Origin of the sequence: Acinetobacter sp. TAC-1 (genome assembly GCF_029025845.1) — a bacterium.
Classification (GTDB): domain Bacteria; phylum Pseudomonadota; class Gammaproteobacteria; order Pseudomonadales; family Moraxellaceae; genus Acinetobacter; species Acinetobacter guillouiae.
In genome coordinates this window covers 1,052,467-1,068,048 of the sequence record NZ_CP118892.1, presented here as the reverse complement: position 1 = coordinate 1,068,048, position 15,582 = coordinate 1,052,467, and the positions used below count along the sequence as shown (strand labels likewise).

Annotated in this window: 10 protein-coding genes; 2 read left to right on the top strand and 8 right to left on the bottom strand. The window is 41.0% G+C overall.

Translation table 11 applies throughout. The annotated features are described in order from the left end of the window. Positions 1 to 77 precede the first annotated feature (77 nt). Complete coding sequence (locus PYV58_RS04900) at positions 78 to 1,169, top strand: LLM class flavin-dependent oxidoreductase (protein WP_004717504.1); 1,092 nt, start codon at positions 78 to 80, stop codon at positions 1,167 to 1,169. 127 nt (positions 1,170 to 1,296) lie between these two features. On the opposite strand, the gene PYV58_RS04895 is transcribed toward PYV58_RS04900, so the two are convergent. The 4 genes from PYV58_RS04895 to PYV58_RS04875 all read right to left on the bottom strand — a co-directional run bounded on the left by PYV58_RS04895 (position 1,297) and on the right by PYV58_RS04875 (position 8,925). Then, entirely contained in the window at positions 1,297 to 2,508 is a 1,212-nt protein-coding gene (locus PYV58_RS04895) for a lipase family protein (protein ID WP_085942779.1), read from the bottom strand. Positions 2,509 to 2,613: 105 nt separating this feature from the next. Continuing rightward, positions 2,614 to 5,106 carry a TonB-dependent receptor gene (locus tag PYV58_RS04890; RefSeq protein ID WP_034610668.1) on the bottom strand — a complete coding sequence of 831 codons (2,493 nt, stop codon included), beginning with the start codon at positions 5,104 to 5,106 and terminating at the stop codon, positions 2,614 to 2,616. A 166-nt stretch (positions 5,107 to 5,272) separates the two neighbouring features. Beyond that, positions 5,273 to 7,105 carry an ABC transporter ATP-binding protein gene (locus PYV58_RS04880; RefSeq protein WP_034610665.1) on the bottom strand — a complete coding sequence of 611 codons (1,833 nt, stop codon included), beginning with the start codon at positions 7,103 to 7,105 and terminating at the stop codon, positions 5,273 to 5,275. Then, positions 7,102 to 8,925 carry an ABC transporter ATP-binding protein gene (locus tag PYV58_RS04875; RefSeq protein WP_034610663.1) on the bottom strand — a complete coding sequence of 608 codons (1,824 nt, stop codon included), beginning with the start codon at positions 8,923 to 8,925 and terminating at the stop codon, positions 7,102 to 7,104. The genes PYV58_RS04880 and PYV58_RS04875 overlap by 4 nt, the downstream gene beginning before the upstream one ends. A gap of 286 nt (positions 8,926 to 9,211) precedes the next feature. Here PYV58_RS04875 and PYV58_RS04870 point away from each other — a divergent pair, with 286 nt between their 5' ends. Beyond that, positions 9,212 to 10,267: an ABC transporter substrate-binding protein gene (locus tag PYV58_RS04870; RefSeq protein ID WP_004717513.1), complete on the top strand. Its 1,056-nt coding sequence runs from the start codon at positions 9,212 to 9,214 to the stop codon at positions 10,265 to 10,267. A gap of 201 nt (positions 10,268 to 10,468) precedes the next feature. Here PYV58_RS04870 and PYV58_RS04865 read toward each other — a convergent pair whose 3' ends face one another. The 4 genes from PYV58_RS04865 to PYV58_RS04850 are packed head-to-tail and all read right to left on the bottom strand — an operon-like array spanning position 10,469 to position 15,580. Beyond that, a complete protein-coding gene (locus PYV58_RS04865; protein ID WP_034610660.1) occupies positions 10,469 to 11,737 on the bottom strand; it encodes an acyl-CoA dehydrogenase family protein in 1,269 nt (422 codons plus the stop codon). Between the two features lie 26 nt (positions 11,738 to 11,763). After that, positions 11,764 to 13,581, bottom strand: coding sequence for an ABC transporter ATP-binding protein (locus PYV58_RS04860; RefSeq protein ID WP_034610658.1), 1,818 nt, complete (start codon positions 13,579 to 13,581; stop codon positions 11,764 to 11,766). Between the two features lie 2 nt (positions 13,582 to 13,583). Further along, the gene (locus PYV58_RS04855) at positions 13,584 to 14,432 is read right to left on the bottom strand and encodes an ABC transporter permease (protein WP_034610655.1); all 849 of its coding nucleotides are present in this window, start codon (positions 14,430 to 14,432) and stop codon (positions 13,584 to 13,586) included. Beyond that, complete coding sequence (locus tag PYV58_RS04850; protein WP_034610651.1) at positions 14,429 to 15,580, bottom strand: ABC transporter permease; 1,152 nt, start codon at positions 15,578 to 15,580, stop codon at positions 14,429 to 14,431. The genes PYV58_RS04855 and PYV58_RS04850 overlap by 4 nt, the downstream gene beginning before the upstream one ends. Positions 15,581 to 15,582: the final 2 nt, after the last annotated feature.

The following is a 15,582-nucleotide window of genomic DNA, read 5'->3' as shown; positions in this document are numbered from 1 at the left end:
ATTATATATTTTATCTCCCCTCACTATTTGGCACCTATTTTGCTCTTTTATTTAAAATTTACAGCATAGGTTAAATGATGAGCATAGAGTTTGTGGGTATGGTTTTTCCAAATCAATGGTCTGAAACCAAAGGAACCCGAATTGGTCATAAAATTGATCTCGAATATTTACGTTATCATGCTCGTGCACATGAATATGCAGGTTTTGATAAAGTTTTAATCGCCAATGGACCAAGTAGCCCTGATAGTACCCAAATCGCAGCTTATCTGGCACAACAGACTGAACGACTTGGATTTATGATTGCACATCGCCCTGCGCTGATGACGCCTAATCTGGCTGCACGTTCCTTTGCCACACTGGACCATACCACTGGCGGAGGACGCATTCGTTTACATGCCATTACGGGAATTACCGCTGAACCGCAAGAAGGTGATTATATTGTTGATAAAATTCAACGTTATGAACGCACGGGTGAATATCTAGATATCATCCAAAAGCTTTGGAAAAGTGAGCAACCGATTCACTATGAAGGCAAATACTTTAAACTGGAAAATGCTTTCTGCCCTTTAAAACCGGTCAATGGAACTTCTATTCCGATTTCATTCGGTGGTTCTTCGGATATTGCCTACGATATCGCAGTGCGTCATGCAGATCTTTATTCGCTTTGGGGTGAGCCCTTAGCGGGCGTGAAAGAGCAGATAAATAAACTTAAAAAGGCAGCAGAAGCAGCCAATAAACCCCAGCCGCAGGTCAGTTTATCAGTACGTCTTATTATTGGGCCAACAGAACAACTCGCATGGCAACGAGCACAACAAATTTTAGCTGATATTCAGCAAAATCCAACCTTCCAAAATAATGGCTCACTTTCGGGACATAAAATTAAAGGCGTAGGTTCACAACGGTTACTGGCAGCAGCACAACAAGGTGATCGCCATGACCGAGCCTTATGGATGCCAACTGCAAGCGCAGTTGGGGCCTATGGTGATACCACCGCCCTTGTCGGAACGCCTGATACGATTATTGCCGCATTACTTGATTATGTAGATCTGGGCGTCACCACCTTTTTAAATCGTGGTTATGATCCAATTTACGATACTGTGGACTATGGTCGTTATATTATTCCTGCGGTACGAGCTGAGGCGGCCAAGCGAAACAAACAGATTGCCTAAGTCCTCAAGCTAAATAAAAACCGCTCATTTAATCGGATTGAATGAGCGGTTTTTATTGCTTGCTAATTTAAGGTCTTGTCATAACCATGAGCATCATTATGAGGGATGGTTATTTTCTTCTGATTTTCTATTGTAAATCTGGTTTGCAAATGGACTGAATCTTCTCCCCTGCAATCACCTTTTTGGCAAATGGAACAGAATCTTGTAGGGAAGCATTCACTGTCTCACTATGTCCCAATCCATGATACAAATGCCCTTCAACGACTGTACCTGCCTTACATGCATCCGCCACCAACTTCATTTGATTACGTGCATCTGGTGTACGATCATTTGCCCCAGTGCCAATAAATAATGGATGATTGATTTTTAAGGTCGGGTAATAACCATAATCATTGGATTGTTTTTCCTGTAATTTTTTATAGATCGATGGTGGATTCGCCTTATAGGCTTGCGCAGGTGAAAGTCCTGCTGTTTGAATATCTCCCATAAAACTGGTCAAACAGGCATTTCTTGCTTGTTCCACCAAAGGCACTGCTTCAGCGGTAAAAATATCTTCAGTTTTGATTTCAGGAAATAAGCTTTGCGTCACTAAAAAACTATAAATACCATATGCTAAGGATGGACTGACTTCATAAGGATTTAACTTTAACTGATTCTTTTCAGCTGTTGCCTCTGGGTCCTGATAAATCACCCCTGTGCCAATAGATCCTTTAATATTTAACTCTGGTGCATAGGTTGCTGAATAAGCTGAAGCTGAAACAGCCCCCGCCCCACCTTGAGATTGCCCCACAATAACAAAACGATTTGCTAGAGGTAATTTCGTTTTAAGCGCAGCTCGACCGCTGTCTAAAATACTATAAGCAAGCATTGGATTATTGATCAGCAAGTGCGGGCCAGCCACACCAAGTCCTTCATAGTCAGTTGCTACTACAGCGAATCCTTCTTTTAACCATCGGTTTAAATATTGTACATCTCGATAAGATCGTCCATTCCAAGAAGGTGCGCAGGCATCGGCTAGACCAACCGTACCATGTGCCCATAACACAACAGGCCAACCTTCTTTCGGTGGCGTACCTTTAGGAAGATGTACTGTCCCAGAAACCACAATGGGGGTCTTACTATCCCGTCCACTTGTTGAACTATATAAAATACGAATGGCCGTACTATCATTGTCCAAACGGATATAAGGGTTGCTGATGTCCTCTGTCTTTAAGAGTTTTCCAGCTTGTTCTGGAATCGCAGCTTTCCATGTATAAAATGCTGAAACACGTCCATCCCCATAACGATCTTCAGGCTGAGGGGCTTGCTGGGCATTTGCCATTCCAGCAGACGTTAGTATGCTTGCGACAAAAACGGATTTAACCACATTAGATATAAACGTATTTTGCATTTTCATGATCTTGAAACCTATTTAAAAACTGTTTTAAAAAATTTATTTTTTAATTTAAAAGTCGTAACTTACACGGCCATATAAATACGTTCCAAAGGCACCTTCTGGCGCATTAAAACTGTATTTGACGATGTTCCCTACAGATGAGTCTTTGGCTTTGTCTGGGTAACTGTTAAATAAATTATTTGCGCCCAGATTGAATTTCAGCCCTTTTACCCACGCATCTGCTTTGTAGCCAAAGTCCAAATCAGCAATCCATTGCGGATCAAAGGTCTGATCCAATGAAGTATTGGTATTATTTAAAGTGGTCCATTTATCATAACGACGGACTGCGGCATTGATACTCCACGCTTGATTTGACCAAAGTGCCCCCAATGCTAATTTGGTTTTTGGCGCTGTAGATTCAATTAGGCTTTGGGTATTTCGACCAGCAATACTAGAGACTGGAATTCGCTCACCTTTTGCAGTGATTGAGTCTCGGCTGTCAGTGATTTTATTTTTATGATAAGCCAAGCCTAAATTCAGCTTTAACTTGCCATATTGTTCAAGATCAAGATCATGTTTTAACGCGAACTCCAAACCACGCGTTTGCGTATCTAATAAATTATTAAAAAACGCCACATTGGCAATATTTGCATACGGCGTATTTGCAAAAGCATTATTGATCACGCTGCCAGTAATATTGTCTGAAAGTAAAATACGATTTCGAATATCGATTTGATAAAGGTCTAAAGTTGCAGAGGTATTGATAAATGGTTTGAGTACCAAACCTAAAGAATAATTGGTGGATTTCTCAGGCTTAAGTGAAGTTCCACCAATCAGTAAAGCCGCTTCACTTCCCGCAACTAAAGTCCTTTGCTGTACATCTTGCCAACCTGTCGGAGTTTGCACCGTTTGTACACTATAAGCGGAGTATCCTTGCTGGGCTAATGACGGTGCGCGATAACCTGTATTGACAGATCCACGAAGGGTCAACTGCGGAGAAATATCATATTTGGCAAAGAGTTTGCCGTTGGTTGTCGAACCAAAGTCTGAATATTTTTCTGTTCGAATAGCAGCACCAACATTTAAATCTTTTACAATATCGGCTTCGAGATCCAAATAAATGCCGTACACATCTCGACTAATTTTGCGTTGGTCTTGATCTGTAATACCCGCGTATATACCTGGGATACCCGTACCTAAAGCCGTACTTGGATTAAAATAGGGTCCACGGGTATAGGCAATGGGGTCGCCTGCATTTTGTTTATATTGTTCCCAACGGTATAGCGCTCCCGTCGAAACAGTCAATGGACTGGCTAAACCATCAATTGCAAAATCACGACTATAGTCCAGTCCTGTATTGAGTTGGGCAAAAATGTTTTCCCCTAAATCATAATGAGAGGGTGAATCTGCACCATAACTTGGGTTAATGCCATTGCCTTGTTCAGTGCTGACTTTGTTTTGTCCATAAGTGGCATACAGGTCATATTTTCCTGAAGTCTGGTTGCCTTGTTTAACCCCAAACGTGGTCGCAAAATCATCCACACTGACTAAACTCAAAGGTGAGCGTCCATCAGGATAACGTTGCTTAAAATAACTGGATTGATTCAGTACTGTTTTGGTGGTTGGAGGTTCATAAAAATTTTCCCCGATGGTCTTACGATGCCCATAACTACTAAAACCATACAAGGCAATTTCATCAGTTAAAGGTAAATCTAAATTCGCAGTGATATTGATTTGGTCTTTTTGTTCAGGAGAACCAAATTTCCAAGTTCTAAATGGTGTGTTCTGCTCGGTATATTGGGCTTGGGTTGAACCATCATAAAATGTTCGCGTATCTGGTGCAGTATTACTTGCAGCTTCACGCTTTCCTAAATCTACGGCAACAGTTAAAGCACCATCATTGGGTAATTCAAAGCCTTTCCAAAGATTGATTTTATGCTGTTCACCATCCCCTTGTGTATAGCCTCCAGTTTGATAACTCACGCCACCACCATGATCACGTGATTTCAATATAATGTTAACCACGCCCGCGATCGCGTCAGAACCATATTGAGCTGCGGCACCATCTCGTAAAATCTCTATACGTTCAATGGCACTAATCGGGATTAGGCTTAAATCTGTTACCGCAGCACCTCTCCCCCCAGCATACGCTTGTCGAGTGAAGTAAGCCGCTGTATGGCGACGTTTACCATTGATCAAAATTAAGGTTTGATCTGCAGATAAACCTCGCAATGCAATACTCGGCGGCACCGATGCACCGAAACCACCCGCAGGTGATGTTGGTAAACTCACTGACGGCGATAAGCGTGTTAATGCAGCTGCAAGATCACCTGCCCCTGTTTCTTGTAGTTCTTTGGCTGTCACAATGTCTACTGGAGCAGGAGCCTCTAAAGCACTATTGATAGCTCGCCGAGAACCCGTTACAACAACTGATTGTAATGTCACGACATCCTCTTTTTCTGATACAGGCCTTTGTTCATTTGCCAAAGTGATTGAGGCGGTAAGTGTACTGAACGCAAAAACAGAAGAATGAAGAATGAATTGAGAAAAATATGTACGCATATAAGCTTCCTTAACGATCTGCACCGATATAGCAAAGCCAATGCCAAAATTTTTATTATTGAATATCAAAAACTTGTCATTAAAAATAAAAAAATCATTGTTTATATTTAAACAATGATTCGAAAAAATGTTTATAAAACCACAGATTTGCTAGTGGCGCATAAGCTTATACAAGTTGATTGTGTAAATAAGATTGATACAACTGATAGTAAGATTGTTGCTGTTGAATCAGTTGTTCATGAGCACCTTGTTCCACTACAGCCCCATTCTCAATCACCACAATTTTGTCTGCTTCTTGAATGGTACTTAAGCGATGTGCGATCACAATACAGGTTCTATTTTTACATAAGCGTCGAAGGGCATATTGGATTTTCTGTTCCGTATAAATATCAATTGCAGAGGTCGCTTCATCTAAAATTAAAATTTTAGGATCAGCCAAATATGCACGTGCCAGACAAACAAGTTGGCGTTGCCCATGACTTAAATTTTTTCCGAGTGTTCCAACTTCAGTAAAATAACCATGAGGAAGCTGTCCTAGAATATCATCTGCACCAAGTTCTTCAATCGCCTGAATCAGTTGTTGATCTGTAGCTTCGGGTTGAATTAAACGTAAATTGTCTAAAATTGTGCCGCTAAACAAGACATTGTCCTGTAAAACAATACTGACATTTTGTCTTAAACTGTCCAGATGGATATCCTGTATCGGATAACGGTCTAAGAAAATCCCACCCTGCTGAGGCTCATAAAACCGTGTCAGTAATTGAACAATCGTGCTTTTACCATGACCTGTCGGCCCCACGATCGCAACCACCGTTCCAGCGTCGATCTCTAAATCAAAATTTTGTAAAACAGCTTTGGTGGTATAAGCAAAATCTACAGACTGAAAACGAATATGCCCGTTAAGTTGCCCTAATTTCAACGCATGTGGTGAATCTTGAATGCTAGATTGGGTATCTAAAAGTAGAAATATCCGTTGTGCACACGCTGCACCATTGGCATAACGCTCAAATAAATCGGTCAATTCCTGTAAAGGTGCCAAGAATAAAAACACGTAAAAAATACTTTCGGCAAACTGTCCAATACTGATGACACCTTCACTATAAGCATAACTTCCAATCACAATAAAAACCGCGGTTGCCACTGTCGAAAGCAATCCTGTAAATGGTGCAAACCAGCTGGTCCGCTTACTTCCATAAATAATAGAATCATTAAAATCTTTTAAGAGCTGCTGATAGCGCTGTTGATTGGTTTCACTATAATTTAATTGCTGAATAATTTTGGCACCATTTACCGTTTCAACCAAATGTGCAGTAAATCGACTGCGTTCTTCGGCAACCCGTCCCCAATGCCGTTGTGATGACTTTTTAAATATTGCAGTCATTGTCAATAAAATCGGCAAAGTTGCAAATAAACACCAGAAAAATGGGGGATAGATATGCCACAAAAGCAAAGATGCTAATCCGCAACGTAAAATCGCAGAAAGTAGTTCAGGTGGTCCTTGTATCAATACTGGTTCTAAAGTATCCACATCACGATCCGCTCGTGAAATAATTCGGCCGGCTTTAGTTCGATCAAAATAACCAATATTTAAAGCTTGAATATGTTGAAATAATGAACGTCTTAGATCATTAATGACGCTTAAAGCCGCTTTTCCAGACAAGTATTTTGATACACCTGCTAATCCAAAACGACACACCCAGCTGAATGCCAGAATAGCAATTGCTATAAAAAGTACTGGCTGATACAACACCAGTTTACCAGCCACTTGCTGAAATCCAGAATCTAAAATGTACTTGACTGCCCATGGACGTACAAAGATGCTCAGCACTTGTAAGATTTCTACTGAGATCATGGCCAGAATTAAATAACGAATCGGATAAAGCAAAGGAATGAGTTTTTTTAACATTCCGCGATGTAGTGCGGTTTTTGCTAAGTTTTCTTCGATCTGCAGATCAGAGATTTTCGCCAGCGGACGGAAATTTTTAACCGTGGTATTCATGCTTGAATCTCCTGTTGCGCTTTTTGAAAGCCCATCAACTCCCGATAAAATACGCAATGCTGGAGCAATTCTGTGTGGCTCCCTTGAGCAAGAATTTGTCCCTGATCTAATACGATAATGCGATCTGATAAAGAAATCGTGGTCTGTTTATTTGAATTGATCAGAATGGTTCTTTTGAGCTGATTTTTATTGTCAGCCAAGCCTGATAAACGCTGTAATACTTGTTTTTCTGTAGTGGAATCTAAAGCACTGGTTGAATCATCAAGCGCCAAGATTGACGAGTTTTTTAAAATTGACCGTGCTAGTGCAATCCGTTGTTTTTGCCCTCCAGATAAGGTGACTCCCTTGTCCCCTATTCGTGTCTCCAGACCAGCATCGAGTCGCTGTAATAGTTCAGATGCTGAAGCCAAATGCAACGCATCTCGCATCTCCTGTTCAGTCGCATCCTGTTTGGCTATTTTTAAGTTATCCGCCAAGGTTCCTGAGAAAAAGAAATTATCTTGCGGAATAATCTGAACCATATGACGTAAGTTAACCAAACTAATATCTTTAAGATTGAGCCAACCGCGTTGATCTGAACCAATCCAGACCTGCCCTGCGGTTGGATCGATAAAACGATTGAGCAAGTTCATCAGTGTGGTTTTTCCCGCTCCAGTTTTCCCCACAATGGTGACGATTTCACCTGCTCGGAATTCAACATTACACTGTTTTAAAATATACTTTTCTGTGCTTCGATCCTGAAAACTGACATTTTCCAGTCGAATATTTACACCTTCATCCCCATCAGCATCCCTTTGTAGTGGCAAAGCATATGCAGCATCTACAATTGCTGATTTCTCATCTAGCATTTGCCATATTCGAGTTGCCGATGAACGTGCATCTGCAAAAATATGTAAGACCTGTCCAATACTTTCAATACGAAACACCAATAAATTTGCCATAAGTACAGCAGCCACAAATTGCCCAATCTGTAATTGATTTTGTCCAATTAAGTAGCCACCAAACCCAATCACCCATAAGTAGGAACAGGCAATAATCATTTGAGGAATCGGTAAGCGTTGTGCACTGGTGCGAATGGTTTGAATGGAATGACGAATAAAGCTATCAACTGCAGCATCAAAACGTTGTAAGAGCTTTTCCTCAAGTTGAAAGGCTTTGACCACTCGAATGCCATTGACGCTTTCAGCCAAAGTATCACTGACTTTTTCATAGGCATAGGCAACTTGATGATCCAGCACCACCAACTGATTGGTCAGTTTAAACAGCACAGCTAGACCTAGAAAAATAAAAATAAGCGGGACGATTCCCAACCAAGGATGATACCAACACAACAATCCGACTGTTGCGGCGACCACTAGACTGGATTCAAACACTTGTCGCCAAAAATTAATTAAAGCTTCTTTTAATTTATCTGAATCTCGGGTGGTTCTTGATAAAACTTCACCTAATCCGTGTTTCCAGTGCCATGAAACATCTAAATGCTGGACCTGGCTAAAGATTCTTTCTCTTAAAATACTTAACAATTGCTGTCCAATCATCAAGGCACTTAAACCCGCTAAATATTGAATAATGGCGCGAAGTAAAGCGATACTCGTCAGTAGAATAAACCAAAACCACGGATTTAACGGATCTGTAAAAGCATGCTGAAATAAACTTTCAGGTTGGCTGTGTTTTAGCGTATCAATCGCATGTCCGATTGAATATTGCTGTAGTGCTAAGCCAAAATTGGCAAGGACAAATAATGTTGCCGTCAATACAAAGCGAAATGGCATAAAACGATATAAGGCCAAACTTCGCAGCAGTGGATAATTTTTAAACATAAAAATAAAACAACAACTAAAGATCTATAGCTCACTGCGAGATCTATGCCAAATTTTTCAAAGGCATAAATATTTTAATCCACTGTTTTATATTGTTTTTTTAAAAAACGTGTTTGATGAGATGTTTGATTTAAAACATCCGCACTTATTCTCTGTTGTTATTGCAACAACATTTGATATATCAACATCATAAAAATAGATATTAAAAATATATTTTAAATATCAACAAGTTAAACAATGGCATCAATATTGCTTTAAAGCATTCAAATCACAACAGGATGTCACAATGACAACACTTCAAACGCAACCATTAAATACACTTTGGTATACACGCTGTCCAGTTCCTACAGGGCTCGGAATCTCGATTCAAAAAGGCTGGCTAAAAGAAAAATTTATTGAGCAACAAATTGAAATTAAATCAATTCGTGAATCGAACTCAAAAGAGGTTCGTAACTCACATTTTAACCATACCCTTGCCAATTCAGTTCGGCATGGTGGCAGTATTCCTGCAATTTGGGCATATGCTTCTGGACAAAAAACCAAAGTCATCGGTTTATCTTGGGCAGATGAAGTCCAATTACTGCTGACTCGATATGATTCCCAAATTAAGACGGTTGAGGATCTAAAAGGTAAACGCTTTGGACTCCCACTAAATCAAGATGCCATCATCGATTTCTCTCGTGCTCAAGCCATTCGCGGTTTAGAAAATGCATTAAAAACAGTAAATCTTAAGGTCAGTGATCTGGAACTGGTGGATTGTCTGCGTGCTGATATATTAGTGGCGCAACAGCAAAATCATACCGAAGAAAATGATGCGAGTTTCTTTAGCAATCGTAATAAACTGAGCGCAAGTGCAGAGATTGTGGCTTTAATCAAAGGGGATGTCGATGCCATCTTTTTAAAAGGCGCACATGCAGCACAAATTGCCCATGATTTTGCCCTGCATACCATTATTGATATTGGTTCACATCCCGACCCTATCCTACGTTCAAATAATGGTACCCCTCGAACACTAACTGTGGATGAAGATTTTCTATCGCAATATCCACAACAAGCTCAATCCATCGTCGATGCGGTTTTACAAGCTGAACAATGGGCGCATGTGCATGCAGATGAAACTCACCGCTATCTGGCTAAAGAATGTAATAGCAGTGAACAATGGGTCCATGCAGCTTATGGCGCAGATGCACATCTCAAGCTGAATACCAATTTTGATGAAACATCGATTATTGCCTTACAAGACCTCAGTGACTTTCTCTATCGCTGGAAGTTTATTCCAGCTCAAATTAATGTTCGTGAATGGCTAGCACAAGACATTGCTATTCATGCACAAGTGGCTTAACAATACGAAAAATAAAAGGTTGTCGTGATGACAACCTTTTATTTTTCAGCTTCCAAATTTAAGGCATCGCCTATACAAAAGCTTCTGACTATTCTCAACGCACAAAACGCTGCTTCTCACCGAAAAAACATATGCGATTAAGTACTGCCTCAAACAGTTGTGGATGAGGTTTCCGAATAGCATATTTTTGTCGAACTCAAATTATGACTTAAATTTGGTCACATTTTCAGCCTGTTTCTTTAAAAGCACAGAGTTATATTCACCAGGTGGGATATTATTTAAATAATAATTTCCAACATGATATAAACGCCAACGAATCGGATCATGTGTGGTATGCGTACGTGCATTACGCCAGAAACGATCTAAATTCCATTTTGACAAAGTAGAGCTTGCTCCAAGTAAGCCAAAAATTTCACTGGAAATTTTCAAAGATGCATGGTCTGACTGACTACGTGTGGCAGCCACAGATAAAATCAATTCAGTTTGTAAGGCTTCATCTTCCAGATTGGTTAAATGCTGCTCAAAAATCGCTGCTGAGCGATCTAAAAGTGCTTCTGCTGAACGGACCAAAACTGCAAACTCACCAATTTGCTTAATGATATGCGGTTCCTGTGTCGGGGAGTCGACGCCACTTTCCACCCAAGGACGAGCATTCTGTTGCAAATAACCAATCCCCCCTTCAAGTGCACCTTTGGCAATACCTGTATCCATAGCTGCATGCAAAATCTGAGGCCAAGTTAAACCTGTGCGTAGCACTGTCCCTAAACCACCAGTATTGCGCTTGGCAACATAGCGTTCATCGACAACAACATCTTTAAAATTGACTGTGCCACTGACACTATTGTTTTGCCCCATTGCATCCCAATCATCGAGCAGTTCTACCCCATGCGTATCACGATGAATCAAGATCGAAACAGGTCCATCATCACTGCCTGCAAATAAAGAGATCCACTCGGCCAATAAAGAGCCTGTGGAATAAAATTTACTGCCATTTAAGATTAACTGCCCTTGTGAATTTCTTTCTACACGAGTCTTATGCTGAAATTTATCTTTTCCGCCCACTTCTGCGAGTGCATTGCCTAAACGTTTACCACTCAATACATCACGCAATAATTGATCGCGAATATCATCCTCATAACCCGTTAAAATTCCTCGAAACATGGTGAAATGAATTTGTAGAAGTTGCCCCACACCACCATCTGCAGATGAAATGATCTTTACCACATTGACCAATGTGGTAATACTCGCACCTAAACCACCAAATTGTTGAGGAACAATAATCGCTGTCAGACCTGCTTCTGAAATTAAGCGGGCCTGTTCATAAGGAACACTTTTGTTATATTGAGGATCTTGAGCAAATTCAGTCAGTTGTTTTGCTACTGCCTTGGCAATATCCAATGCTTCTTGTTCACTTTGAATATGTCTTATACTGCCCAATTCTAAAAAATTGTGTTGCTGAATATCGTTCATTTTAACTCCGGAAAATCTCTTGTTTTTTATGCACAGATACGCTGTGCTGTAGTCTTAAATAAGCTGGGTGCATGTGTGAGCAAAGTTTTGGTATACCCATGTTGCGGATGACTCAGTACTTGATCGGTTTCACCGTATTCCACCAGATGGCCATTTTTTAAAACGGCAACTCGATCAGCAATTGCTCGAACTACCCCAAGGTTATGGGTCACAAAAAGTAAAGTTACGCCTTGCTTTTGCAGTTGTTGCAACAGTTTTAAAATAGATGCTTGTACTGACACATCTAGAGCAGAAGTAATTTCGTCGCAAATCAAAACATCAGGCTGGCATAACAGCGCTCGTGCAATCGCTACACGTTGCCGTTCTCCGCCAGATAAATCTCTTGGGTAGAGTTCTTGAACCTGTGGAGGAAGCGATACTTGTTGAAGTACCTGAACGACCTTTTGTTGAGTTTCTTGCTGAGATGTAGCAAAAAAGTGCTGAACCACTTTAGTGAGTGTCTGTCCTATGGTATGTGCTGGATTCAAGGCTTTATATGGATTTTGAAAGATATACTGCAGTTTATGTCGTTGTGTTAACTGACGTTTTTGTCCCTGCAAGGACAATACTTCATCTGCTAAAATCACCTGACCTTCTGCATTTTCATTCAGTCCAGCAATCACTCTAGACAGTGTGGTTTTACCTGAACCAGACTCCCCGACTAAGGCCAAACATTCTCCACGCTGTATTTGAAAAGAAACATCGAAAAGTGCTTGTTGCTGGCCATACCAAGCATTGATATGTTCTACTTTAAGCAGTGCCTGTTGATCTGTTTTTAATTCAATCAGATGCGGATCAAGCTCTTGAAAATTGATCACGCCCACTTCATCCCAATGATGACAAGCAACAAAATGTGGATCAAATGCTTGAGATAACAGGGTTAATTTCGGTTGCTGTTGATGACATAATTCGCTAGCGAAAGTACATCTTGCGGCAAAGGCACATCCTGTTGGACGGTCATTCGGTGCGGGTGCATGTCCTTCGATGGGGGATAAATATTTACGAATCGACACATCGGGGATGGCATTGAGTAAACCTTGGGTATAAGGATGTTTTGGCGTTTCAAATAACTGGCTTAATGCAGCATCTTCTGCAATCTGGCCTGAATACAGGACGATTACGCGATCTGCAATATCTTTCACCACAGTCAAATCATGTGATACATAAATTGCTGCAACATTATATTCGCGACATAATTTACGAATAATATTCAGCACTAAAGTTTGGGTCGTAACATCCAATGCTGTTGTCGGTTCATCCAAGACAATTAAGCGAGGCTGTAACAAAAATGCCAATGCTAATAAAATCCGTTGTTGTTGCCCGCCGGAAAGCTGATGAGGATAGCGTTTTAAAAACACATCATCCTGAGGCAATCCCACTTCATCTAAAATTTTAGCAACTTTATGATTTCTTTCACTACTGGATAAGCCTGATTGATGAACTTCTAATAACTCAAGTAGATGCTGTCCAATTGTTAATGCTGGATTTAGTGCCGTTCCCGGATCTTGGGCAACATGACTGATTTTATAACCTCGAATTTGACGCAAGGCGTGATCGTCAAGACTGAGGATATCTTGTCCATCCAGCGCAATTGTGCCTTGAATAATTTTGGCACCATGTCGTGCATAGCCCAATAACGCACTCGACAATGTGGTTTTACCTGAACCACTTTCTCCCACCAACCCAAGGACTTCGCCCTCGTTTAAATGAAAAGAAATATTCGAAACCACATGATTGCCTGTGTTGACCAATGCCACCGTTAAGTCTTTTACCTGTAGTACCGTATTCTTTAAAATCTCTGTCATGGTTACTTTTCCTCAATCCGCGCTGCGGCACGCCCTACACCTTCAGCCAACACATTGGTTCCCAGCGCAAACAAAGCGATTAAAATCACTGGTGCAAATACTGCCCACGGTTGAACCAATAACCCAGCACGATTTTCATTAATCATCAGGCCCCAATCGGCTGCAGGAGGTGCGATACCATAACCAAGAAAAGCCAGACCAGATAACATGCCAACAGCCCACGTCAACATCACCCCAAGATGAATTAATAAAGGTGTCAGCATATTGGGTAGGATTTCACGGCATAAAATATAGCTTTTCGAATAACCTAAAATTTTGGCGGCCTCTACATACTCTTGCTCAACCAGATTTAGCGCAACACTTCGTGCAAGACGTACTACCCCAGGAATAAAAGCAATCGAAACTGTGAGCACAATCAGCCATGGCTCACGCCCTAACATCGAAACGATTAATAGCACTAAAATCAGATCAGGAAATGCCATAAAAACATCGGTAAGCCAAGTCACAAACTGGTCAACTTTATCTCGTGCAAAAGCAGCCAATATGCCTAAACTGGAACCAATAATTAAAGCCACCAGACTGGCAGCGAGGGTCATCCAAATAATTGAAGCACCACCCGCTAATACACGAGACCAAACATCATGCCCAATATAGTCATAGCCAAGAAAAGCCTGTGCTTCAGGCGCACCATAGGTCATGCCCACTAATGCAGTTGGTTCAAAAGGAACCAGCACTGGGCCAATAAGCGCAAATATCAAAATTAAGCTTGTCACCACAAAACCAAAACGGACTTGTCGCTCAGAAATCAAGGCTTTGAAAAACTTACGTTGATACCAATGAAGTGTACTCATTTCCCCTCTCCTGAATTGATATTCTTCAAGGCATTACGGCGATCGACAGGCTTTACCGTAATCGGTCGGCCAGATTTCCATAAACGTAATGCCTGACGTAAACCAGGTGAGCGGGCTTTATGTTTTTTTGCAGTGCGTATTTTCGGTGTGAGTAAAGTGGTCATTAAGTCTGCAATTAAATTGACCACCACCACACAGATGGTCAGCAATAACACAATCGCTTGAATGGTAGGAATATCCCGCATTTCAATTGCTGCATTCAATGCATTGCCAATTCCGGGATAACTAAATACAACCTCGATAATTAAAGCCCCACTGAGTAAAACCCGTATGGTCAATGCCGTGCCTTGTACCACAGGCACTAAAGCATTAGGTAAAACATGCTTCCAGATAATGCGACGCTCTGGAATACCGCGTAATCGTGCTGAGGTGACATAATCAGACTCTAAGGCATCGATCATTGAGCCTCGCACAAGACGCATGAGATAAGGAATAAGCGATAAAGCTAACGTTAAAATGGGTAAAATTAAAAACTCTAACTGGCTAAACGGAGACTGCCCAGGAATCAGCAATGATGCAGCAGGTAATACATGCAAGATCGAAGTTGAAAATAACATCATCAGCCAAATGGCAATGACAAATCCGGGTACTGCTTTAAAAATAATCGAGCTAGATACAATGATTCGGTCTAGTTTGCTATCACGACGTAGCGATAACCAAACCCCAAGTAAAACTGAAATCGGTACAGTGATTGCCACCACCAAGCTACTCAAAGCAAGCGTATTACCAAAATAGTTTTGAATAATCTGTAATACAGATACATTAGAATCAATTGAGCGTCCAAAATTACCTTGTAATAATTGAGTCAGCCAATTCCAGTATTGCACCAATATCGGTTGAGTCAGCCCCAATTGTTCACGCAGTATTTGAACCGTAGCTTCTGGTGCTTCTGGTCCTAAAATGACCCGTGCAGGGTCAGATGGAAGCGCTTGAGTCGCGATAAATACAATTAAACTAATCACAAAAATCACTAAAATTCCTGACACGATACGGGTCAAAAACCAAGGTAACCATGCAGGAAATTCAAACGACTTGGCGATAGCTGGATGTTGAATCGAGCTTTCAATTTTGCTGGCTTGAGTCGTCATTA